19 protein-coding genes and 1 pseudogene are annotated in these 23,248 nt (G+C 31.4%); 12 read left to right on the forward strand and 8 right to left on the reverse strand.

Going from position 1 to position 23,248, the window contains the following annotated elements; genetic code table 11:
- Positions 1 to 26: 26 nt before the first annotated feature.
- The 3 genes from ATE90_RS01425 to ATE90_RS01435 all read left to right on the forward strand — a co-directional run bounded on the left by ATE90_RS01425 (position 27) and on the right by ATE90_RS01435 (position 3,453).
- Positions 27 to 2,267, forward strand: a complete 2,241-nt coding sequence (locus ATE90_RS01425) for a TonB-dependent receptor (protein ID WP_036783051.1) — start codon at positions 27 to 29, stop codon at positions 2,265 to 2,267.
- A 43-nt stretch (positions 2,268 to 2,310) separates the two neighbouring features.
- Positions 2,311 to 2,709, forward strand: a complete 399-nt coding sequence (locus tag ATE90_RS01430; RefSeq protein WP_036783054.1) for a heavy-metal-associated domain-containing protein — start codon at positions 2,311 to 2,313, stop codon at positions 2,707 to 2,709.
- Positions 2,710 to 2,799: 90 nt separating this feature from the next.
- Positions 2,800 to 3,453: a hypothetical protein gene (locus ATE90_RS01435; protein WP_036783056.1), complete on the forward strand. Its 654-nt coding sequence runs from the start codon at positions 2,800 to 2,802 to the stop codon at positions 3,451 to 3,453.
- Positions 3,454 to 3,553: 100 nt separating this feature from the next.
- On the opposite strand, the gene groL is transcribed toward ATE90_RS01435, so the two are convergent.
- From groL to miaB, 7 genes are all read right to left on the reverse strand, one after another.
- On the reverse strand, positions 3,554 to 5,188 hold the full coding sequence (gene groL, locus ATE90_RS01440) for a chaperonin GroEL (protein ID WP_036783059.1): 1,635 nt from the start codon (positions 5,186 to 5,188) through the stop codon (positions 3,554 to 3,556).
- A 106-nt stretch (positions 5,189 to 5,294) separates the two neighbouring features.
- Complete coding sequence (locus ATE90_RS01445; RefSeq protein ID WP_036783061.1) at positions 5,295 to 5,570, reverse strand: co-chaperone GroES; 276 nt, start codon at positions 5,568 to 5,570, stop codon at positions 5,295 to 5,297.
- A gap of 166 nt (positions 5,571 to 5,736) precedes the next feature.
- The gene (secG, locus tag ATE90_RS01450; RefSeq protein WP_036783064.1) at positions 5,737 to 6,069 is read right to left on the reverse strand and encodes a preprotein translocase subunit SecG; all 333 of its coding nucleotides are present in this window, start codon (positions 6,067 to 6,069) and stop codon (positions 5,737 to 5,739) included.
- Positions 6,066 to 6,818, reverse strand: coding sequence for a hypothetical protein (locus ATE90_RS01455; RefSeq protein WP_036783067.1), 753 nt, complete (start codon positions 6,816 to 6,818; stop codon positions 6,066 to 6,068). Before ATE90_RS01455 ends, secG begins: the two co-directional genes overlap by 4 nt.
- On the reverse strand, positions 6,812 to 7,315 hold the full coding sequence (locus ATE90_RS01460) for an LptE family protein (RefSeq protein WP_036783070.1): 504 nt from the start codon (positions 7,313 to 7,315) through the stop codon (positions 6,812 to 6,814). Before ATE90_RS01460 ends, ATE90_RS01455 begins: the two co-directional genes overlap by 7 nt.
- Before the next feature lie 121 nt (positions 7,316 to 7,436).
- Entirely contained in the window at positions 7,437 to 8,660 is a 1,224-nt protein-coding gene (locus ATE90_RS01465; RefSeq protein WP_036783073.1) for a sigma 54-interacting transcriptional regulator, read from the reverse strand.
- A 101-nt stretch (positions 8,661 to 8,761) separates the two neighbouring features.
- Positions 8,762 to 10,216 carry a tRNA (N6-isopentenyl adenosine(37)-C2)-methylthiotransferase MiaB gene (gene miaB / locus ATE90_RS01470; RefSeq protein WP_036783075.1) on the reverse strand — a complete coding sequence of 485 codons (1,455 nt, stop codon included), beginning with the start codon at positions 10,214 to 10,216 and terminating at the stop codon, positions 8,762 to 8,764.
- Between the two features lie 201 nt (positions 10,217 to 10,417).
- Between miaB and topA the strand changes: the two are divergent.
- The 7 genes and pseudogenes from topA to ATE90_RS01505 all read left to right on the forward strand — a co-directional run bounded on the left by topA (position 10,418) and on the right by ATE90_RS01505 (position 19,839).
- Positions 10,418 to 12,915 (forward strand): annotated as a pseudogene (topA, locus tag ATE90_RS01475) (type I DNA topoisomerase).
- Positions 12,916 to 12,952: 37 nt separating this feature from the next.
- Positions 12,953 to 14,113: a formimidoylglutamase gene (locus ATE90_RS01480; RefSeq protein WP_101450641.1), complete on the forward strand. Its 1,161-nt coding sequence runs from the start codon at positions 12,953 to 12,955 to the stop codon at positions 14,111 to 14,113.
- 105 nt (positions 14,114 to 14,218) lie between these two features.
- The gene (gene gldK, locus ATE90_RS01485) at positions 14,219 to 15,580 is read left to right on the forward strand and encodes a type IX secretion system lipoprotein PorK/GldK (RefSeq protein WP_036783082.1); all 1,362 of its coding nucleotides are present in this window, start codon (positions 14,219 to 14,221) and stop codon (positions 15,578 to 15,580) included.
- A gap of 36 nt (positions 15,581 to 15,616) precedes the next feature.
- On the forward strand, positions 15,617 to 16,264 hold the full coding sequence (gene gldL / locus ATE90_RS01490) for a T9SS inner membrane protein PorL/GldL (RefSeq protein WP_036783086.1): 648 nt from the start codon (positions 15,617 to 15,619) through the stop codon (positions 16,262 to 16,264).
- A 43-nt stretch (positions 16,265 to 16,307) separates the two neighbouring features.
- The gene (gldM, locus tag ATE90_RS01495) at positions 16,308 to 17,843 is read left to right on the forward strand and encodes a type IX secretion system protein PorM/GldM (RefSeq protein ID WP_036783089.1); all 1,536 of its coding nucleotides are present in this window, start codon (positions 16,308 to 16,310) and stop codon (positions 17,841 to 17,843) included.
- A gap of 16 nt (positions 17,844 to 17,859) precedes the next feature.
- Positions 17,860 to 18,714, forward strand: a complete 855-nt coding sequence (gene gldN, locus ATE90_RS01500) for a type IX secretion system protein PorN/GldN (RefSeq protein ID WP_101450643.1) — start codon at positions 17,860 to 17,862, stop codon at positions 18,712 to 18,714.
- Positions 18,715 to 18,789: 75 nt separating this feature from the next.
- Complete coding sequence (locus ATE90_RS01505) at positions 18,790 to 19,839, forward strand: NAD(P)/FAD-dependent oxidoreductase (RefSeq protein WP_366132814.1); 1,050 nt, start codon at positions 18,790 to 18,792, stop codon at positions 19,837 to 19,839.
- 33 nt (positions 19,840 to 19,872) lie between these two features.
- Here ATE90_RS01505 and ATE90_RS01510 read toward each other — a convergent pair whose 3' ends face one another.
- Positions 19,873 to 20,241: a DUF983 domain-containing protein gene (locus ATE90_RS01510; RefSeq protein ID WP_036783097.1), complete on the reverse strand. Its 369-nt coding sequence runs from the start codon at positions 20,239 to 20,241 to the stop codon at positions 19,873 to 19,875.
- A 54-nt stretch (positions 20,242 to 20,295) separates the two neighbouring features.
- Here ATE90_RS01510 and ATE90_RS01515 point away from each other — a divergent pair, with 54 nt between their 5' ends.
- Together ATE90_RS01515 and ATE90_RS01520 are read left to right on the forward strand one after the other, a co-directional pair.
- A complete protein-coding gene (locus ATE90_RS01515) occupies positions 20,296 to 22,212 on the forward strand; it encodes an ABC-F family ATP-binding cassette domain-containing protein (RefSeq protein WP_036783099.1) in 1,917 nt (638 codons plus the stop codon).
- A gap of 89 nt (positions 22,213 to 22,301) precedes the next feature.
- Positions 22,302 to 23,243: a 1-aminocyclopropane-1-carboxylate deaminase/D-cysteine desulfhydrase gene (locus ATE90_RS01520; RefSeq protein WP_036783101.1), complete on the forward strand. Its 942-nt coding sequence runs from the start codon at positions 22,302 to 22,304 to the stop codon at positions 23,241 to 23,243.
- The last annotated feature ends 5 nt before the right edge of the window (positions 23,244 to 23,248 follow it).

The following is a 23,248-nucleotide window of genomic DNA, read 5'->3' on the forward strand; positions in this document are numbered from 1 at the left end:
TTGTTATTAACTAAAATCAATACCAAATGAAAAAATATATTTTAAATAGTTTAATACTATTTATACCATGCATACTCTTTTCTCAAGTGACGTTTAGAGGTATGATTATGGATAGGAATAACTCAAAAGCTAATTTAGGAGTAGACGGAGCAAGCGTTCATTGGTTAAATACAAATGTGGGAGCAGTAACGAATGCAAAAGGTTGGTTTGCAATTTCTTATAAAACTGAATATAAAAAATTAGTGATTAGTTATTTAGGGTATAAAACAGATACTGTTACAATTAGAAATTTAGAGCCACTTCATCATTTTATAACACCCCAAAGTGAGTTAGAAGAAATTACAATAAAGAGTAAAAGAAATGCAGTTCAAAAATCTACATTTTCAACGGTAAATATGTTTACAGTGAATAGCGAGGAATTATTAAAAGCAGCTTGCTGCAACTTGGCCGAAAGTTTTGAAACAAACCCTTCGATAGATGTCAGTTTTTCGGATGCTTTAACTGGAACTAGACAAATTCAGATGTTAGGTTTAACAAGTCCATATTTATTAATTACGCAAGAAAATATTCCTTCGGTAAGAGGAGCGAGTCAAGTTTTTGGGATGACATTTACACCAGGTACTTGGGTCGAAAGTATTCAAATTAGTAAAGGCGCAGGTTCTGTAGTGAATGGATTTGAAAGTATTTCTGGACAAATAAACGCAGAATTGGTAAAACCTTTTTCTGATAATAAATTCTTTTTAAATACCTATTCTTCTCTTAACGGAAGATTGGAATTGAATACGCACTTTAACCAAAGAGTTTCTAAGAAATGGCAGACAGGTTTATACATTCATGGAAACTATAGAGGGCAAAAATTTGATAAAAACGATGATAACTTTATCGATATGCCCTTAGCGAACCAAATTAATGTAATGAATAGGTGGCAATTTACAGATGCAGAAAAAGGTTGGGTTAGTTTTATAAATGTTCGTTTTTTAAATGATGAGAAACAAACGGGAGAGATTGAATTTAATCCGTTAATAGATAAAGGAACTGCGAATAATTGGGGGAGTGAGATAGATACAAGGCGTTTTGATACATCTGCAAAATTAGGGTATGTTTTTCCTGAATTACCTTTTCAAAGTATTGGTTTTCAAATGGCGTATAGCAATCATCAACAAGATTCTTATTTTGGTTTGAATGCCTATGATATTCAGCATCAGAGTGTATATTCTAACTTGATTTTTAACTCTATTATTGGGGATACTAGAAACAAATTTAAAACAGGTTTGTCTTTTACGTATGATAAATTTGATGAATTGGTAAACACATCAAACTTCAATAGAAATGAAAATTCTTTAGGCGCATTTTTTGAATATGCTTTTGATAATTTAGACAACTTTAGTGTTACTGGAGGCTTACGAATTGACACGCATAATTTATTGGGGATCTTTTTAACACCTCGTTTGCATGTAAGATATGTTCCTTGGGAAAAAGGTGTGTTTAGAGCATCTGTAGGAAGAGGGAAACGAAGTGCGAATATTTTTGCGGAAAATCAGCAATTATTTGCAAGTTCAAGACAAATTAATATTGATGATGTTGGTGGAAATATCTATGGATTAAATCCTGAAATTGCTTGGAATTATGGAGTTTCTTACATGCAAAAGTTCAATTTATTTGGAAAAAAAGGAGATATTACATTTGATTTTTATCAGACCAATTTTCAAAATCAAGTAATTGTAGATTGGGAAAATCCGCAGGAAATAGCATTTTATGATTTAGATGGAAGAAGTATTGCAAATAGTTTTCAAGTTGAGGCAAGTTATAATTTAGCTAAAAACTTCAATTTAAGAACAGCCTACAAATATTTTGATATTACCACGGATTACAGACGTGGTAATTTGCAAAAACCTATGCAACCTCAAAATAGATTTTTCGCAAATCTATCTTACGAAACTGAATTGGAGAATGAGAAACAATGGCGATTTGATGCGACATTTAATATTATAGGGAAACAACGTTTACCTAATACATCAATAAACCCCGTTCAATATCAATTACCTGAATCTATTGACTCTTATCAATTGTTGAACTCACAAATTACAAGAGTGTTTTCAAATAGGTTTGAATTGTATCTAGGGGGAGAAAACTTAACGAATGTTCAGCAAAAAAATCCTATTTTAGCAAGTGATGATCCTTTTGGTTCAAATTTCGATACTACAATTGTTTATGCACCTATTTTTGGCCGTACATTCTATGCGGGTTTAAGATTTAAAATAAAGTAACGGATACAGTAATTTTAAGTAAAGCATTAAAAATAACAATAGAATGAAAAATATAATATTCATATTTAGTTTTCTAATGATTGGTTTCTCAGGGCAATCGCAAGAAGTGAAAAAGAAAAAAAATGCTAAAGTTTCTTTTGAGGTTGATGGTATTTGTGGAATGTGTAAAAAGAGAATTGAAACTGCAGCTTTAAAATCTAAAGGAGTAAAATTTGCAATTTGGAGTGTAAAAACGCATCAATTAAGTGTAATCTTGGATGAACGCAAAACGGATGTGAAAAAAATTCAAAAAAACATTGCTGCGGTAGGCCATGATTCTAAAGGGTTTGTGGCTAGTGAAGAAGCATATAGTTCTGTGCATCCCTGTTGTAAATACAGAGATGAAGAAATTATATTAGATCATGAAGGGAGTATCAAAAAACAGAAAAAGAAAACTGAATAAATGATCAATTTCCGTCTGAAAACACTAATTGTTTGTCTTTTTACTGTTTTTGTTTTTGTGAATTGTCTAAAAAAGCAACTTTCTGCTGAAATGATTGTAGCGAATTCAATCGAGAAACATGGGGGTCTCAAAAATTGGAATTCTCTCAAAACATTAAGTTTTGATAAAAAGGTCTCTTTGTTTTTAAAAGACGGTTCAATAGAGTCTGTTATAAAACAACATCAAGAATTTAGGTTCTATCCAGATTTAAAAGGAAAAATAACTTGGGAATCAGCGTATAAAAGGAACTCAATATTCTATGAAAAAGAGGAAGTTGTAAAATTTGTAAATGACTCTTTGATTACGAATCCAGAAGAATTATATAAATCTAAAAATAGTTTTAACGCTGCTCTTTATGTAATTAGCCAACCCTTTAATTTTTTAAACGAAAAAACAAAACTAACCTATTTAGGGATTACCAATTTAGAAAATAAAAAAGTTTATGAAATCAAAGTTGCGTATGCAAATGATACAGAAAAATCAGATAAATGGTTTTATTATTTTGATGTAAAAACTTTCCAAATGATTGCGAATAAAGTGATACTTCAAGACCATACTAGTTTTGTGGAAAATATTACATTCGATACAACTACTGATTTTATTTTTAATCAAAGTAGAAAAAGTTATAGACTAAATGATAATGGTGATAAAACCTATGTCAGAGCAACTTATTTCTACGATAATTTTAAAACAGAATATCAATAAAAAATCCGTTAGAAATTAATTCCAACGGATTTTTTTACATTGCTATCAGTTCACACAAAGAGAACAAACAGTTATCAATATTAATTTCATCATTTCATCATTACATCATTCCTGGCATTCCACCACCCATTGGAGGCATTCCACCAGCAGCAGATTCTTCTTTAATATTAACTAGAGCACATTCAGTAGTTAAAATCATACCGGCAACAGAAGCAGCATTTTCTAGTGCAACACGTGTTACTTTTTTAGGATCTATAATTCCAACCTCTAACATATCTACATATTTATCAGATTTAGCATCGTAACCAAAGTCTTTTTTACCTTCTAAAACTTTATTTAAGACTACCGATCCCTCACCTCCAGCATTTTCAATAATAGTTCGTAATGGAGCTTCGATAGCTTTATTAATAATTTGAACACCTGTGGTTTCGTCTAAGTTTTCAGTAATAATTTTTTCTAATACTTTTTTAGCACGCACTAAAGCAACACCACCACCAGCAACAATACCTTCTTCAACAGCCGCTCTGGTTGCATTTAAAGCATCATCAACTCTATCTTTCTTTTCTTTCATTTCTACTTCAGAAGCAGCACCAACATATAAAACTGCAACTCCTCCAGCTAATTTAGCTAAACGTTCTTGTAGTTTTTCTTTGTCATAATCGGAAGTGGTAGTTTCTATTTGAGCTTTAATTTGACTAACTCGTACTTGAATATTATCAGCATTTCCAGAGCCATTTACAATTGTTGTATTGTCTTTATCAACGGTGATAGTTTCTGCCGTTCCTAAAAGATCTAAGGTTGCGTTTTCTAATGAAAATCCTCTTTCTTCAGAAATAACAGTTCCTCCAGTTAAAATAGCTATATCCTCTAACATTGCTTTTCTTCTGTCTCCAAAACCAGGGGCTTTAACAGCAGCAATTTTTAATCCACCACGTAATTTATTTACGACTAAAGTTGCTAATGCTTGTCCATCTACATCTTCAGCGATAATTAATAAAGGTCTTCCAGATTGTGAAACAGGTTCTAAAATTGGAAGAATCTCTTGTAAATTAGAAATCTTTTTATCAAATAATAAGATATATGGGTTTTCTAAATCAACAATCATTTTATCTGCATCAGTAACAAAATAAGGAGATAAATAACCTCTATCAAATTGCATTCCTTCAACAACATCTACATAAGTTTCCATTCCTTTAGCTTCTTCTACTGTAATAACACCTTCTTTACCTACTTTGGTAAAAGCAGTAGCGATTAGTTCGCCAATAGTGTTATCATTATTTGCAGAGATAGCAGCAACTTGTTTTATTTTTTCTGATGAATTACCAACTTTTTTAGCTTGTTTTTCCAAGTCTAAAACAATTGCTAAAACTGCTTTGTCAATACCACGCTTTAAATCCATAGGATTTGCACCGGCAGCAACATTTTTTAATCCTTCTTTTACAATTGCTTGTGCAAGTATAGTTGCAGTTGTTGTTCCATCACCAGCTAAATCATTTGTTTTAGAAGCAACTTCTTTTACCATTTGCGCTCCCATGTTTTCAAGCTCGTTTTCTAACTCAACTTCTTTTGCAACCGAAACTCCATCTTTTGTTACTGTTGGTGCACCAAAAGATTTAGAAATAATTACGTTTCTTCCTTTAGGTCCTAATGTTACTTTTACTGCATTCGCTAAAGCATCGACTCCTCGTTTTAATCCGTCTCTTGCTTCAATATCAAATTTTATATCTTTTGCCATTGTTTTTAATTTTTAATTTTTAGCTTTTGACAACTTGTGTTTAGCTAAAATATTTTATTATTAATTTTAAAATATAATTTCGCTCAGACTAAAAGCGAATAGCTATTTAGATGATTGCTAAAATATCAGATTCACGCATCATTAAATAATCTACACCTTCTAATTTTAAATCAGTTCCACCATATTTACCATATAAAACAGTATCGCCAATTTTTACAGTTAAAGGCTCATCAACTTTACCATTTCCTATGGCAACAACAGTTCCTTTTTGAGGCTTTTCTTTTGCGTTGTCTGGTATAATTAATCCAGATGCTGTTTTTGTTTCTGCAGGCATAGGCTCCACAAGAACTCTATCTGCTAAAGGTTTAATGTTTAATCCCATTTTTTATGATTTTTGATTGATTAAATTATTTTTTACTATGGTCAGAAATTATGCCAACAAATTATAACTGACAATTTTTCCTTGATTGATTTTATTGCCAAAAATTATGCAAAAAAAAATGCCAACGTGTCATTTTCGTTGGCATTTTTATATTTTATAGATAAGATTACTTAATACTGTCATTTGAAGTAGGAACTGTGTTTTCTACTGGCGTAGTTGTTTCAATTCCTTCTAAAGTATTATTTAAATTAACATTATTATCACCTGCTCTCGGGATTGCGAAATTTGCTAATAAAATTAAAGCAAACATTGCAATTGCCAATGTCCAAGTTGTTCTGTCTAAGAAATTATTTGTGTTTTGCACACCTCCTAAAGATTGTGCTCCACCGCCTCCAAAAGAAGAGGATAATCCTCCACCTTTAGGGTTTTGTACCATCACTATTAGGATTAAAGCAATAGCTACAACTAGAATTAGTATTAAAAAGGCTGTATAACTCATGATTTATAATTTTGTAAAATTTGTATTCTTTTAATTTGGTTTGCAAAGAAACCACTTTTTTCTGGATATTTCAAACTTAAAATTCTGTAAGCTTGTATTGCGTTTTCATATTTATTTTGCTCTAAATAAACTTTAGCCAAAGTTTCTGTCATTAAAGAAGAATCTTGTTTCTCTTGCGTGGTAAGAATAGAAATATTTCTGTCTTTTGAAATAGGTTGTATTTTTGGATTTTTTTGAATAAACTTCTCTATGAGTTCAACTTTTTTTTGTGATTCATTTTTTAAATCTTTTTTTCTTGTAATAGGTTTTTTAGCAGATAGTTGTAGCCATTGATTAAAAGAATAATTTTCTGAATTAGTAAAAGAAATAGGCTTTCCAATTTCTAGTTTTTCTTCATTTTTTGCGGTTGGTTTTGAAATTTGTTTAGTTATTTCTTTTATTGATGTTTTGTGTGGTTTTTCCCGAGAGGTTATTTCTTTTATGTGTTGGTGAATGTCTTCTTTTTGAGTATTAAACTTTTTTGACGTTATGTAATCAAATAATACAGTTCTGTCTGTTGTAAATGCTGCTGTTATTTTTAATTCATTATTATATTTAAAACTATCTTGATTTTTTAATCCTTTTAAATACAAAGCTCTTGCATTTTGAAAATAAGGAAACGTATCAATAACAGTTTTTAATTCAGCAGTTTCTAGTTGCTCAATAGACTGTATCTTTTCAATTAAATCTTTCTTTTTAGAATCTACCATTTTGCAACAGAAGCATTAAATACATCTTGTGTAATACGTTCTACAATTTCATCTAAAGCATTTTCTAAAACACTTCCTGTAAGTTGAGAATTCGCTTCAAAGTCTGAGTAAAAAGAAAATGATTTTTCAAAGTCATCCTTTTCTTCTAATTTATTTATAAAACGAACATTTATGGTAACAGTTAATCTGTTTTGAGCTGCCGTTTGAGCTGATGTTCCACTCATAGGTGTAACTCTGTAGCCCGTAATTTCTCCACTAAAATGTAAGTCACCGTTAGAGTTTGTAAGGGTTAAATTTGTTTGACGTGTAAATAAATCCTGCAAATCATTAGTAAAACGTTGTGTTAAAACAGGTTCTACTAAAGGTGCTTGATTTGGGAAAAAATCGATTTGAATGGTTTTTGCTTCTCCTGTATTTCCTCCTGTAAAAGAGTATGCCCCGCAACTAATTAAGGTTAGAGTTATTAGTAATGATAAAATAATTTTCTTCAAATTCATTATTAATATGTATTTTTCATTGAAATGGGAGGTAAAGATAATTAACTTCCAAAAAATAAGAAGATGTTAGTAACCTGAACCTTTTCTAATATTTTTTATTTCTAAAGTTTTCATTTTCTTTCTATAAATCGTATTGTTTAATTTTTCTATATAAAGTTCTTTCAGAAATACCCAATTCTTTAGCTGCTAATTTACGTTTATTGCTATTTTTTTCTAAAGATTTTTTAATCATTTCAATCTCTTTCTCTTGTAAAGATAAAGATTCATCTTCTTCAATAGTCTCAATAAAATCATAATCTTTTTCTGCAGGTGAATTTTGAGGAATATTTAATACTTCAACATTGTTATTCGGTGTGTCCTTGTTTTCATACATCTTTTCAATTAATTGATGATGTTCTTCTTGAACTTCCTCTACATTTCCATTCTTTATTAGGTCTAAGGTCAATTTCTTTAAATCGTTGATATCATTACGCATATCAAATAAGATTTTATACATAATATCACGTTCAGTTGAAAAATCATTTTCTTTTTTACCGTCAATAATGGCTGGCAAGTTACCATGGTTATTAGGCAAGTATTGCTGAAGTTTAGAAGCAGTAACCATTCTTTCTTCTTCAATTACAGAGATTTGTTCGGCTAAATTTTTTAATTGTCGAATATTTCCAGGAAAACGATAGTTGAGCAAAATACTAATAGCATTTTCATCCAATCTAATAGAAGGCATTCTGTATTTTTGAGCAAAATCTGAAGCAAATTTTCTAAACAGTAAATGGATATCATCATTACGCTCTCTTAGGGGAGGTAGATGGATTTCTACAGTGCTTAATCGGTAATATAAATCTTCTCTAAATTTTTCTTTTTGAATCGCAGACTGCATATGCATATTAGTAGCTGCTACAATTCTCACATCTGTTTTTAACACTTTCGATGAACCTACTTTTATGAATTCACCATTTTCTAAAACACGCAACAAACGTACTTGTGTGGTTAAAGGCAATTCACCAACTTCATCTAAAAAAATAGTTCCTCCATCAGCAACTTCAAAATATCCCTTTCGGTCTTGAATTGCGCCGGTAAAAGAGCCTTTTTCGTGTCCAAACAATTCACTATCAATCGTTCCTTCAGGAATTGCGCCACAGTTTACAGCAATATATTTTGCATGTTTTCTATGTGATAGAGAGTGTATTATTTTAGGGATATTCTCTTTACCAACACCACTTTCACCAGTAACCAATACAGAAATATCAGTCGGAGCAACTCGTACAGCCTTTTCTAAAGCTCTGTTGAGGTGAATGTCGTTTCCGATGATTCCAAAACGTTGTTTTAATACTTGTAAGTTTTCCATAATTAGCCCCTTTTAGTTTCCTGAAAGAGGAAAACATTCTTGGTTTATTTTTTTTAAGTCACAACAGCTTTCTTTCTTTTGAGAAGAGTTAGATATGGACTTTAATTATTATCAGAATATCCAATAGCAGTTCCTTTTAAGGTTGCAGATGTGCAATCTTCTACTTTTACCATCACAAAATCACCGAGTTTATAGTTTCCTTTTTCAAAAACTGCAACAGTGTTTTGTGTGTTTCTTCCTTTCCACTCATTTGGGTTTTTCTTTGAAGTTCCTTCAATTAAAAACTCTTCTGTTTTTCCTAAATGTTGTTGTGTTCTATATAAAGCATGTTCTTGCTGTAAGTCGATTATTTCTTGTAAACGACGTTTTTTTACAACATGAGGTACATTATCATCCATTTTATTACCAGCTAAAGTTCCTGGTCTTTCCGAATAAGCAAACATAAAACCGAAGTCATACTTAACATATTCCATTAATTCTAAAGTGTCTTTATGGTCCTCTTCCGTTTCTCCACAGAAACCAACAATCATATCCTGTGATAAAGACATTTCTGGAATAATTTTAAAAATATTGTCAACCAAAGTTTTGTATTCTTCACGGGTATGTTGTCTGTTCATTGCCTTTAACATAGCGTTACTTCCGCTCTGAACAGGTAAGTGAAGGTATTTGCAAATGTTTTTGTGTTTTGCCATCGTGTAAATTACATCTAAACTCATGTCTTGAGGATTGGAAGTAGAAAAACGAAAACGTGTTTTTGGGAATTTAGTAGCACACATGTCTAATAATTGTGCAAAATCAACTGCAGTTGCTTGTGCCATTTCAGTTGCTTTCTTAAAATCTTTTTTCAATCCACCGCCAAACCATAAAAAGCTATCTACATTCTGACCTAAAAGAGTAATTTCTTTATAGTTTTGATCCACCATTGATTTAATTTCTTCTAAAATACTTTTTGGATCTCTACTTCTTTCACGACCGCGCGTAAATGGAACCACACAAAAAGTACACATATTGTCACAACCTCTTGTAATAGAAACAAATGCTGTAACTCCGTTAGAATTTAGTCTTACAGGAGAAATATCTCCGTACGTTTCTTCTTTAGATAGAAGTACATTTACAGCATCTCTGCCTTCATACACTTCTGATAGTAAGTTTGGTAAATCCTTGTATGCATCTGGGCCAATAACTAAGTCAACTATTTTTTCTTCCTCTAAAAACTTTTCTTTTAAACGTTCAGCCATACAGCCTAAAACGCCCACCTTCATGTTTTTGTTTATTTTTTTTACAGCATTATATTTTTGTAATCTTTTGCGAACTGTGGTTTCTGCTTTTTCCCTAATTGAGCAAGTATTAACTAAAACTAAATCTGCTTCTTCAAGAATTTGAGTTGTGTTGTAGCCTTCTTTGTCTAAAATAGCAGCGACAATTTCACTATCATTCATATTCATCTGGCAGCCATAGCTTTCTATAAATAGTTTCTTAGTGTTTTGTTTTTTATTTTCGGTTACAAGTGCCTTTCCTTGTATTTTTTCGTCTATAATTTTTTCTACGTTTTCCATCTATCAATTAAGTAGTTAAAGCGGAGCAAAGATACAACCAAATTTGAATTTTTGTGACAAATTGGCAGAAAAAATAAATTCATAATTCTGTTAATTGTTTGCTATATATTGACAAAATAATTTTTTTTTACAAAAAACTGTCTACTTTTGCAATCGAAATTAATGCGTTTTTAGAGCGTTTCAGCTATAAAATAAAGATAAATGGCAAAGAATTTAGTAATTGTAGAGTCACCAGCAAAAGCAAAAACCATCGAAAAATTTCTTGGAAAAGATTTTCAAGTAGAATCGAGTTATGGTCATATTGCGGACTTACCATCCAAAGAATTAGGAATAGATGTAGAAGGAGATTTTAGCCCAAAATATATAATTTCTGATGATAAAAAACCAGTTGTAAAAAAGCTTAAAGGTTTAGCAAAAAAAGCAGATACCGTTTGGTTAGCCAGTGATGAAGATCGAGAAGGAGAGGCTATTGCTTGGCATTTAAAGGAGCAATTAGATTTAAAAAATGAAAATACAAAACGAATTGTTTTTCACGAAATAACGAAGAAGGCTATTCTAAAAGCAGTCGATAATCCAAGGGAGATAGACTACAATATGGTAAATGCACAGCAGGCTCGTAGAGTTTTAGACAGACTTGTTGGGTATGAACTATCACCAGTTTTATGGCGTAAAGTAAAGGGGGGTTATCTGCAGGAAGAGTGCAATCTGTTGCTGTTCGTTTAATTGTGGAAAAAGAAAGAAGTATTCAAGAATTTTCATCCGAAACTCATTACAAAGTAGTTGCAGAATTTTCTAATAAAGAAGGAAAAACTTTTAAAGCAACGATTCCAAAGAATTTTGAATCTAAAAAAGATGCTGAAAATTTCTTGAAATCATGTTCAAATGCTGACTTTTCAATAGCAGATTTAACTAAAAAACCAGCAAAGAAATCACCAGCAGCACCATTTACAACTTCAACGTTACAGCAAGAAGCATCTAGAAAATTAGGTTTTCCTGTTGCAAAAACAATGCAAGTTGCACAACGTTTATACGAAGCAGGTTTAATTACCTATATGAGAACAGATAGCTTAAATTTATCTGTGGATGCAAGAAATGCTGCTGAAGAAGAAATTACAAATTATTACGGTAAAGAGTACAGTAAACAGCGTGTTTTTAAGACGAAGTCTAAAGGTGCCCAAGAAGCGCATGAGGCAATTCGTCCTACGAATATGAAAATGCATACCGTAGATACTGAATATGACCAAAATAGATTGTATGATTTAATTTGGAAAAGAACGTTAGCTTCTCAAATGAGTGATGCTTTGTTAGAGAGAACTAATATGAAAATTGAGAATTCTGAAAACTCTAAAATCTTCACTGCAAATGGTGAAATGATAAAGTTTGAAGGTTTCTTAAAGGTATACTTAGAAGGAAATGATAATGAAGATGAAGAACAAGCGGGAATGCTGCCAACGTTAAAAGTTGGTGAAAATTTAGAGTATACTTTTATAAATGCAACACAAAGATTTACGAGTCCGCCTTACCGTTTTACAGAAGCATCTTTAGTAAAACAATTGGAAGAGTTAGGAATTGGAAGACCTTCTACGTATGCGCCAACAATTTCTACTGTTCAAAGAAGAGGTTATGTTGAAAAAGGTGATAATGAAGGCATAGAAAGAAATTATGAGCAGATGATTTTATCTGCCGGAACTGTTAAGAGTCAAACTTTGACAGAAAAAACAGGTTCAAATAAAAATAAATTAATTCCTACAGATATTGGGAATATTGTAAATGACTTTTTAGTAGCAAATTTTTCTAATATTTTAGATTTCGGGTTTACTGCGAAAGTAGAATCTTCTTTTGATGATATTTCAGAAGGGGATGAAGATTGGATAGAAATGATTAAGAGCTTTTATACCAAATTCCATGATAATGTAGAAGACGTTAAAGAAAATGCTGAGAGAGAAAGTGGAGAGCGTATTTTAGGAAAACACCCAGAATCTGGAAAAACCGTTTTAGTGCGTTTAGGTAAATTTGGGCCAATTGCGCAAATTGGTGCACCGGAAGACGAAGAAAAGCAATTTGCAAGTCTAAACAAAGATCAGAATTTAGGAACAATTTCTATGGAAGAAGCATTAGAATTATTTTTGCTTCCAAAGACTTTAGGAACTTATGAAGGTGAAGAAGTAATTGTCTCTAACGGACGTTTTGGACCCTATATTAGGTTTGGAGCTATGTTTGTTTCTCTAGAAAAAAGAGAAAACCCAATGGAGGTTGATTTGCCAAGGGCTGAAGAATTAATTGTGGCAAAACAAAAAGCAGATGCACCAATTTATTTTTATGAAGAATTACCTGTGCAAAAAGGCGTTGGACGTTTTGGACCCTTTATAAAATGGAATTCTATATTTATTAACGTAAGTAAAAAGTACGATTTTGATACGCTGTCTGATGATGATATTATTGAGTTAATTGAAGTTAAAAAACAGAAAGAAATAGATAAAGTTATTCATAATTGGGAAGATGTTGGTATTCGTGTAGAAAAAGCAAGGTGGGGTAGGTTTAATGTTTTAAAAGGAAAAATCAAAATAGAGTTACCGAAAACAACAAAAATAGAAAAACTTTCTAAGGCTGAGGCTATTAAAATGATTGAGGCTAAAACTCCAAAGAAAAAAGTAGCAAAAAGAAAAACACCTGCTAAAAAAACAACAAAAAAGAAGTAAGTATTTTATATATTGTAGCATCTATTAAAAAAAATTGATGAACCAACATTTTTTATCCCCTGTAAAAGAAGCTGTTTTAGCGCATCTAGTAACGCAGTCATTTTCGTGTTTGGGTAAGAAAATTAGAATTCATTCTAAGCAAGAAGGTTTTCCTGATTTAGAGAATGTACAACTAGCCATTTTTGGGGTTGAAGAAGATAGAAACTCAGAAAATAATTTTGGTTGTGGAGAAGACTTGCAGTTTATTCGAAATAAATTATACCAATTATTTCCGGGAAATTGGCAAACAGAAATTGCAGACCTAGGAAATGTCCCAAAAGGAAATTCTGTTACAGATACTTATTTTGCGGTTTCTGAATTAATAACATACTTATTAAGAAAAAATATCATACCAATTATAATTGGTGGAGGACAAGATATTACCTATGTGAATTATAGAGCTTATGATTCTTTAGAGCAAACTGTTAATATTACTGCCGTAGATAGTCGTTTTGATTTGGGTAATTTAGAGGATGATTTAACATCACAATCTTATTTAAGTAAAGTAATTATGCAAGAACCAAGTAACTTGTTTAATTACAGTAATGTTGGTTATCAAACATATTTCAATGCCCAAGAAGAAATTGAATTGTTAGATAATTTATTTTTTGACTCTTATAGACTTGGAAAGGCAAAAGAATTAGAAAATATCGAACCTGCTTTTAGGAATGCTGATATTGTATCTATAGATATTGGCGCGATAAGACAAAGTGAAGCTCCTGCAAACAATAACGCTTCTCCGAATGGTTTTTACGGTGAAGAAATTTGTGCTATTTCTAGGTATGCAGGAATTAGTGATAAAGTTACTTCTTTCGGAATTTATGAGTACAATTCTAAATACGATAACAATCATCAAACGGCTAATTTAATCGCTCAGATGATTTGGTATTTTATTGAAGGTGTTAATTTCAGGGTAAAAGACTATCCTTTTTCTGGAAAAGAAAATTATCAAAAGTTTACGGTTTTAATGGAAAACGATGACCCACTAATTTTTTACAAAAGCAACAAAACTGGACGTTGGTGGATAGAGATAAATATTTTATCAGATAATAAATATAAAAGGCATGCGTTAATACCATGTACATTCAAAGATTACACAGAAGCTACAAAGCAAATTATACCTGAAAGATGGTATAAAGCAATGAGAAAGATGTTGTAGTGTGATCATATAATAAAAAACAATACGTTAAAATGTGGTTTCAAGATTGTATTTTAGCAAAAAAAATAATAGGTTTACGAACTTTTAGTAAAGACAAAATATAATATGAAGAAAGCAGCAATATTTGCACTTTTAATAACCGTTTTTTACAGTTGTGGTTCTAATGATAGAGGAGAATTAGTAGGTGTGAAATCTAAGAAAAAATGGTTTTCAGAAAAACCTTACGGAATGGCTAAAATTCCGGGAGGCTCTTTTACAATGGGGAAGCAAGATCAAGATATTTTAGGTACTTTAAATACTCCAACAAAGACAGTTACTGTTCGGCCTTACTATATGGATGAAACTGAAGTAACCAATAATGAGTACAAAGAGTTTGTAAGGTGGGTAAGAGATTCAGTGGTAAGAACTAAACTAGCAGTTCAAGCAGAATTTGCCGCTTTAGGCGCAACGCCAGATGCCAACGGTGATGGACCTTCAGGAGGAATTCAAAATTACGCATTTAAGGCGGCAGATACGGCAGATGCATCTGCTTATCAAAAGTACATGTATGACAATTACTATAGCTTTGATACAATTCAACCTTTAAATTGGGATGAAGAACTTATTTGGAAAAAAGAAGATTTTCCAGATGTAGATTATGTTGAAGTGATGGATTCTGTATACATAAGCAAAGAGGACGCTGTAGACGGTCTAAGAACTTTTAAAACAAAATTATTAAACTATAAATATTCGTGGTTTGATAGAGATAATGCTGCTAGAAAAGGTGGTAAAAGAAAAGATTTTGTTGAATCTGAAGTTTTAAATATTTATCCTGATACAACTGTTTGGGTAAAAGATTTTAATTATTCTTATAATGATCCAATGCATCAAGATTATTTTTATCATCAATCTTATGGAGATTATCCAGTAGTGGGTGTTTCTTGGGGCCAAGCAAATGCTTTCTGTAATTGGAGGACCAAAAAGAAAAATGATTATTTAAGAGGAAGAAAAAATACAACAAAAGTGCCAGATTTTAGATTACCTACAGAAGCAGAATGGGAGTATGCGGCAAGAGGGGGGTTAGAATTTGCTACCTATCCTTGGGGGACAGGGAGCGCAACGAGTGATAGAGGGTGTTTCTTAGCGAACTTTAAACCTGTAAGGGGTAATTATTCTGTAGACGGAGCTTTATATACTATGGAAGCAAAGTCATTTAATGCGAATGATTACGGTTTGTATAATATGGCTGGGAATGTTTCTGAATGGACAAATACGGCGTACAATTTATCATCTTACTATATGGCCTCAACAATGAACCCTAATGTAGAAGATAGAAAAAACAAGAGAAAAATTATTAGAGGAGGATCTTGGAAAGATGTAGCATATTATCTAGAAGTGGCTTCTAGAGATTATGAATATGCAGACACAGCAAGAAGTTACATTGGTTTTAGAACGGTTCAAAACTACTTGGGGACTTCAAATAAATAAGTTAAAATAAAAACAACAATATAATTTTAAAAAAAAATGGCACAATCAAGATCTTATAAAAAAGTAATGAATTTCGTATACGGAATGGGAGCAGCAGTAGTAATAGTTGGAGCTTTGTTTAAAATTCAGCATATTAGTTTAGACCTTGGTATATTTGAAATTTCAGGAGGATTAATGTTAACTATTGGTTTGTTAGTGGAAGCTGGTGTTTTTGCAGTTTCTGCTTTTGATACCCCTGAGGATGATTTTGATTGGACAAAAGTATATCCAGAATTAGGCGCTGAGGGTTTTTCTTCAGAGGATAAATTAGGGGCTGATGGTATTCTATCTCAAAAATTAGATAATTTATTGCAAGAGGCAAAAATTGATGGGGCTTTAATGGAAAGCTTAGGAACTAGTATGAAGAACTTTCAAGGAGCTGCAGAAGGATTATCTGCTGCTGCAGAATCTATCTCATCAACAAATAAGTATAATGAACAAGTGTCATTAGCCGCTGTTCAAATGGAATCGTTAAACGGTTTGTATGCAGTACAGTTGGAAAACTCTAATAAACAAGCAGAGTTAAATACTGCTGTTGTGGAAAATACAGAGAGATTAAAAGAACAAATGGAGTCTTTAGCAAATAACCTTTCTTCTCTTAACGGTGTTTATGGAGGAATGCTTTCTGCAATGTCTAGCAAATAATTAGTTCAAAGAAATGTATAACTTATTAAAAACTAATTAAAAAATGGCTGGAGGAAAATTGTCTGCAAGACAAAAGATGATTAACTTAATGTATCTTGTATTTATTGCGATGTTAGCAATGAATATGAGTAAAGAAGTATTATCAGCTTTTGGTTTTATGAATGAAAAACTAACTGTAAATAACGCTTCAACAACAGATAAAAATAATGAAGCATATGCTAATTTAGCAACAAAAGCGAAAGAACAAAAAGAAAAATTTGGGAAGCTTAACGAGCAAGCGAATGAAATAAAGAAATTTTCAGCTGACTTTTATTCATATTTAGATGAATTAAAATTAAAAATGGCAGCTGATATTGAGAACAAATCGGATTATGAAGCGATGGATAAAACTGATTTTTTAGATGCTTATTTCTTTAAGGGAGATGGTTATACATCTGAAGGTCAAGATTTTTTGGATAAAATTAATGGTTTTAGAACAAGCTTAGTAAATACATTAGGTTCTGATAGTAAGTTTACTCCAGTAATTAATAAAAGATTTAACACAGATGATGTTAATAGGGGTGGAAAGAAAACACAAAAATGGTTAAAGGCTAGATATGAAGGATTTCCTTTAGTAGCTTCCTTAACAAATCTTACGCAAATGCAAGCTGATATTAAAAATTCAGAAGCTGATATCGTTACAGATTTATTAGGAGGTAAAATGGAGGAAGCTCTATCATTGACGAATTATGAAGGTATTGTTAGTTTAAAGAAAACAGCTTATTTTGCAGGTGAAAGAGTTACAGGTGAAGTCGTTTTAGGACGTTACGATGCCACGTTAGTTCCTAATAAAGTCTTGCTTAATGGTAAAGATGCTACAAAGAATGTTAAGGATGGTCAAGTAATTTTGGACTTTCCTGCTGGTAATGTTGGAGAGAAATCAATTAAAGGGACGATTTATTTTACAGAAAACGGAGTAGAAGTTCCTGTTGATTTTGAAAGCAAATATAGCGTAATAGCTGAGCCTAGTAGTGCCGTAGTTTCTGCTGATAAGATGAATGTTGTTTATAGAGGTTTAGATAACCCAATTTCAGTTTCTTTACCAGGAGTTGGAGCTAATAATATTTCAGTTTCTGCAACGGGTGGTAAATTATCTAAAAATGGATCAGCTTATATGATGAGGCCTGGACCATCAAGCACGGCTGTGGTTAATGTGAGTGCAAAATTAAGTAGTGGTAAAACTGTAAATTCTAAAGCAACATTTAGAATTAAAGACATACCAGCAGCAATGGGTTCTGTTCGTAATCAATTTGGAACTGTAAGAATGCCAAAATCAGGTTTAGCTAATGCTCCCATAAGTGCTGGTTTACCAGACTTTATGTTCGATTTAAAATTAAAAGTGAATAGTTTTAAAATAAAAGTACCAGGTCAACTAACGATCATTGTTAATGGATCAAGATTAAGTGCAGCTGCCAAACAAAAATTATCAAAAGCTAAAAGAGGAGATATTATTAATATTTATGATATTAAAGCTTCTATTATTGGTAACTCATACAAGCTCAAACAAGTTTTACCAGTTAATATAGAATTAACTAATTAGAATAAAAAATTAGATTATGGTTAGAAATTTTTTAATACTAGTTTTCATTTTGATTACTTCCGGTTTAGTAAAGGCTCAAGCCAATTTATTAAATTCTAAATCTGTAAGTCAAATAGGAAAGAAAAATGAACAACAATTAGTTGCTGATAATGATGGCCCAATCCCTTATGGATATGTGGACGATAGAGATATCATGTGGTCTAAAGTTGTTTGGGAATTTGTAGATTTAAATCAAAAAATAAATTTACCTTATTATTTTCCAATTGATACAACCAATATTTCTTCAGATAGAAGATCTTTGTTTGATACACTCATTAAAGGGATTAAACATGGTAAAATTAAGGAGGCATATACAGATTCTTTTTTTACCTCTAAAATTACCCAAGATGAAATAGATACACGTTTAGTAAATATTCGTGATGAAAATGGATATAAAGATACATTTAGAATTCAAACTCAAGATGTAGAAGGATACATGTTAAAAGGGATGTGGTATTTTGATAAACGTCAAGGAGAAATGAAATATAGATTGCTGGCTCTAGCACCAATGGGAAAAGATGTTCAGACTTTGGGTGTCGAAAATATAGAAGATGAAAATTTATATGAGTTATTTTGGATTTTCTTTCCAAATGCGAGAGGAATTTTACATGATGCAAAGGTCTTTAATCCAAAAAACGCAACTCATCCTATTTCTTATGATCATTTATTAAATGCGAGAAGGTTTAGTGCTGTAATTGTAAGAGAAGAGAATATCTACGGAAATAGAGCTATTGAAGATTATGTTCGTGGAAATTCTTTATTCCAACTTTTAGAAGCAAATAAGATTAAAGAAGATATTAGAAACAGAGAAATTGATATGTGGAATTATTAATATAGTTTCAAAACAGGTATTGAAAAGCGTTCCAAATTTTGGAACGTTTTTTTTATTTAAAAGAAGTATTTTTGAATGATGAAGTTAGATTATATAGTTGTTGGCTTAGGGCTAGCAGGTTTGGCATTTATTGAGGAGTTAATTGAGGCAAACAAGAGTTTTTTGGTTTTCGAAGACAATTCACAAACCTCTTCTTTAGTGGCTGGAGGAGTATATAATCCTGTTATTTTAAAAAGATACTCACCAGTTTGGAATGTAAAAGAACAATTAGCCTTAGCACTTCCTTTTTATGAACGATTAGAAAAAAAATTCGATCAAGAATTCGATCAAAAATTTGTTATTAAAAAAGCTTTTAAATCTATTGAAGATCAGAATAATTGGTTTTCGGCATTTGACAAACCTAAAGTAGCTCCGTATTTAGACTCGAAATTAGACAATCAAACATATAATGGAGTTTTAGGAAATCATCAATTTGGAAATGTTAAGGAAGGAGGTAGAATAGATACCCAAAAATTAGTCGAAACCTATAGGGAATATTTAAAAGAAAATAATTGGATTCGATTTGAGAATTTCAATCATAATAACATAAAATTTAAGGATCAGACTATTCAATATCAAGACATAGAAGTGCATAAAATTGTATTTGCAGAGGGGTTTGGGTTGAAAGAGAATCCCTACTTTAATCATTTACCATTAGAGGAAGTAAAAGGAGAAACTATTACAATCCATGCGCCAGAATTAGAAATTGATTTTCTTGTAAAATCAACCTTGTTTGTTATGCCAATAGGTCATCACCAGTATAAAGTTGGTGCTACCTTTAACCACGCAGATAAAACCTCCATCCCTTCAATAGAAGGAAAGGAAGAATTGGTTGCAAAACTTAAAAAGGTACTTTCCGTGCCTTATACAATTGTAGACCAAGCCGCGGGGATTCGTCCTGCAGTAAAAGACAGAAGACCTATGGTTGGGGTACATCCACAGTTTAACAATTTAGCGGTTTTAAACGGTTTGGGAACGCGTGGGGTTATCATATCGCCAACAGTAGCCAAACAATTGTTTAATCACCTAGAAAATGAAGGGAAATTAGATCCAGAAACTGATATCAAACGATTTGAAAAAAAATAAATGTAGTTTAAAATTATTTAAAAGTTACAAACTTTATTTTTCATAATTGACAAACATATTTATCCAAATAATTCGGGCCAATCTTAAATTTATAGGTGCTAAAATAAAAAGAGATCCAAAAACTGTAAATAAAGATTGCAGCAAATTTAAATTAAAACCTAGTTTAGCAATTAAAAAAGTAACAATAGAAACTGCTACTGTAATACCATAATTTACATACATCGCTCCATAATAAAAAGAAGGTTCTAACATGTATTTTAAATTACATTTAGGGCAATTCTCATATAATTCAGTAACCTTTGTTAAGTTAAAAGTACAACGATTTTTAAAGAAGTAACCTTCCTGACATTTAGGGCATTTTCCTTTTAAAATACTATAAAATTTTGTCCCTTTTTTAAACATGAAAAACTGTATTTTTTTAGTTAGTTTTGCAAACTATAAATTTAGGTAAAATTAATGTTAAACGTACACAACTTAACAGTTTCCTTTATGGGAACTGAATTATTTTCAGGAATTACTTTCAAATTAAATAAAGGGGATAGAATTGGTCTTATTGGAAAAAATGGAGCAGGAAAATCTACCCTTTTAAAAGTACTTTCTAAAGATATAGAAAGTAGTGGTACTATGGCCTTTGATAAAGATGTGCAAATTGGTTTCTTACGACAAGACATCGATTTTGTGGAAGGAAGAACAATTTTAGAAGAAGCATACCAAGCCTTCGAAGAAATCAAAGAAATCGAATCAAAACTCGATGAAATTAATGAACAATTAGCGATTAGAACAGATTACGAAAGTGAAGGTTATACGCAGCTAATTCATGATTTAACAGATTTAACCGAGCGTTATGAACTTCTTGGAGGTTATAATTATCAAGGAGATACCGAAAAAATTCTACAAGGTTTAGGTTTTCAAAGAGAAGATTTTGATAAGTTGACTGATACTTTTTCAGGTGGATGGAGAATGCGTATTGAATTGGCAAAACTACTGTTACAGAATAATGATATTTTATTATTAGATGAGCCAACAAACCATTTAGATATTGAATCTATTATTTGGTTAGAAAACTTTTTAAAAGGATATTCAGGCGCTATTGTTTTGGTTTCTCATGATAAAATGTTTTTAGATAATGTAACCAATAGAACAATAGAAATCTCTCTAGGTCAAATTTACGATTATAAAAAACCCTATTCTCAATTTTTATTATTAAGAGGAGAAATTAAAGAAAAGCAGTTACAAGCTCAAAAAAATCAAGAGAAAGAAATAAAGCAAAAACAACACTTAATAAATAAGTTTAAAGCAAAAGCGAGTAAAGCTTCAATGGCACAATCTTTAATGAAGCAACTAGATAAGGTTGAATTAATTGAAGTAGATCAAGACGATAATCAGGCAATGAATGTTCGTTTTGCAATTTCTAAAGAGCCAGGAAAAATTATTGTTGAAGCAGAAAATTTAAGCAAAAGTTATGGTGATAAACACGTTTTAGAAGATGTAGATTTATTAATAGAACGAAATAGTAAAATTGCTTTTGTCGGTCAAAACGGACAAGGAAAATCAACATTAGCAAAAATGATGGTTGGTGAAATTCCGTTTGGAGGGATTCTTAAACTCGGCCATAACGTAGAAGTTGGCTATTTTGCTCAAAATCAATCTGAACATTTACCACCAGAAAAAACAGTTTTAGAAATAATGGAAGACGCTGCAACGGATGGAAACAGAATGCGCGTTAGAGATATGCTAGGTTCTTTCTTATTTGGAGGTGATGCAGTTGATAAAAAGGCAAAAGTACTTTCCGGAGGAGAGAGAAATAGGTTAGCATTGTGTAAGCTATTATTAGCACCTTTTAATGTGTTAATCATGGATGAGCCAACAAACCATTTAGATATAGCCTCAAAAACTGTTTTAAAAGAAGCTTTAAAAAGTTTTAATGGAACGTTAATATTGGTGTCTCACGATAGAGATTTCTTACAAGGATTAACATCAAGTGTTTATGGTTTTAAGGATAAAGTGATTAAAGAATATTTAGGAGATATTGATTATTTCTTAGAACAACATAAAATTGAAAATCTTAGAGAAGCAGAAAAAAGGACGGTCGTAAAAGTAGATAAAACTTCAACTAAAAAAGAAGATTATCAAATGTCTAGAGAGCAAGAAAAAGAGTTGAAAAAATTAAAAAACAAAATCTCTAAAATAGAAACGGAAATTGCAAATTTAGAAGGAGAAATTGAAAAGATAGATTTAGAATTAGCCCAGAATTATGATGAAGTTTCCTCTAGACCCAACTTCTTTGAAAAATACAAAGCAAAAAAAACAAAATTAGACTCTTTAATGGAAGATTGGGAAAAGGTGGAAGCGGAAGTTTCTAATTTCTCATAACTTGCGTAAATTCTTCTTTACAGAATTTTTAGGGGAGTCAACTAAAATAATTAAATTATAAATTTCTGTCTAAACAGGAATGATAAACAATGAATTTCAACTCAGCAGTAGAATCCAAAAATCAACAAGTTTTTCTCCCAGTTTTGGAAGAAAAGAAGGTAGAACTCTTTATAAAACGAGAAGATTTAATTCACCCTTATGTTTCAGGGAATAAATTTAGAAAATTAAAATACAACTTACAAGAAGCGAAGAAACTTAAGAAGAAAGCACTATTTACTTATGGTGGTGCGTTTTCTAATCATATCGTAGCAACAGCAGTGGCAGGTAAAATAGCAGGGTTTAAAACTTTTGGAATTATTAGAGGTGATGAATTAGGGAAAAAACTTGAACAAACTTTAGAAGAAAATGCTACCTTAAGAGAAGCTCATAAGAATGGAATGAAATTTCAGTTTGTCTCTAGAGAACAATACAGACAAAAATTATCATTTGGCTTTGTTGAAAAGATGAAAAATAAATGGGGCGACTTTTACGTAATTCCTGAAGGTGGAACAAATTGTTTGGCAGTTGATGGTTGTGAAGAAATTTTAAATAAAGAAGATTCAGAATTTAATTATATTTGTTCAGCTGTAGGAACAGGAGGAACGATTTCTGGTTTGATAAATGCATCTAAAAAAAATCAAAAAATAATAGGATTCCCTGCTTTAAAAGGTAATTTTTTATCAGAAGAAATCAAAAAATATGTAGGCAGAAAGAAAAACTGGAGTTTACAGAAAGCCTACCATTTTGGGGGGTATGCAAAATATGATGAGGAATTAATAACTTTTATTAATAACTTTACAGCAGAAACAGGTATTTTACTAGATCCTATTTATACAGGTAAAATGTTATTTGGAATTTTAGATTTAGTTAAAAAAGATATGTTTAGCGAAGGGACTAAAATTTTAGCAATTCATACAGGAGGAATTCAAGGAATTCAGGGAATTAATCATCAATTAGAAAATAAAAATCAGGAATTAATTAACGTTTTATGAGATTA

It is taken from the genome of Polaribacter sp. Hel1_33_96, assembly GCF_002846595.1.
Classification (GTDB): domain Bacteria; phylum Bacteroidota; class Bacteroidia; order Flavobacteriales; family Flavobacteriaceae; genus Polaribacter.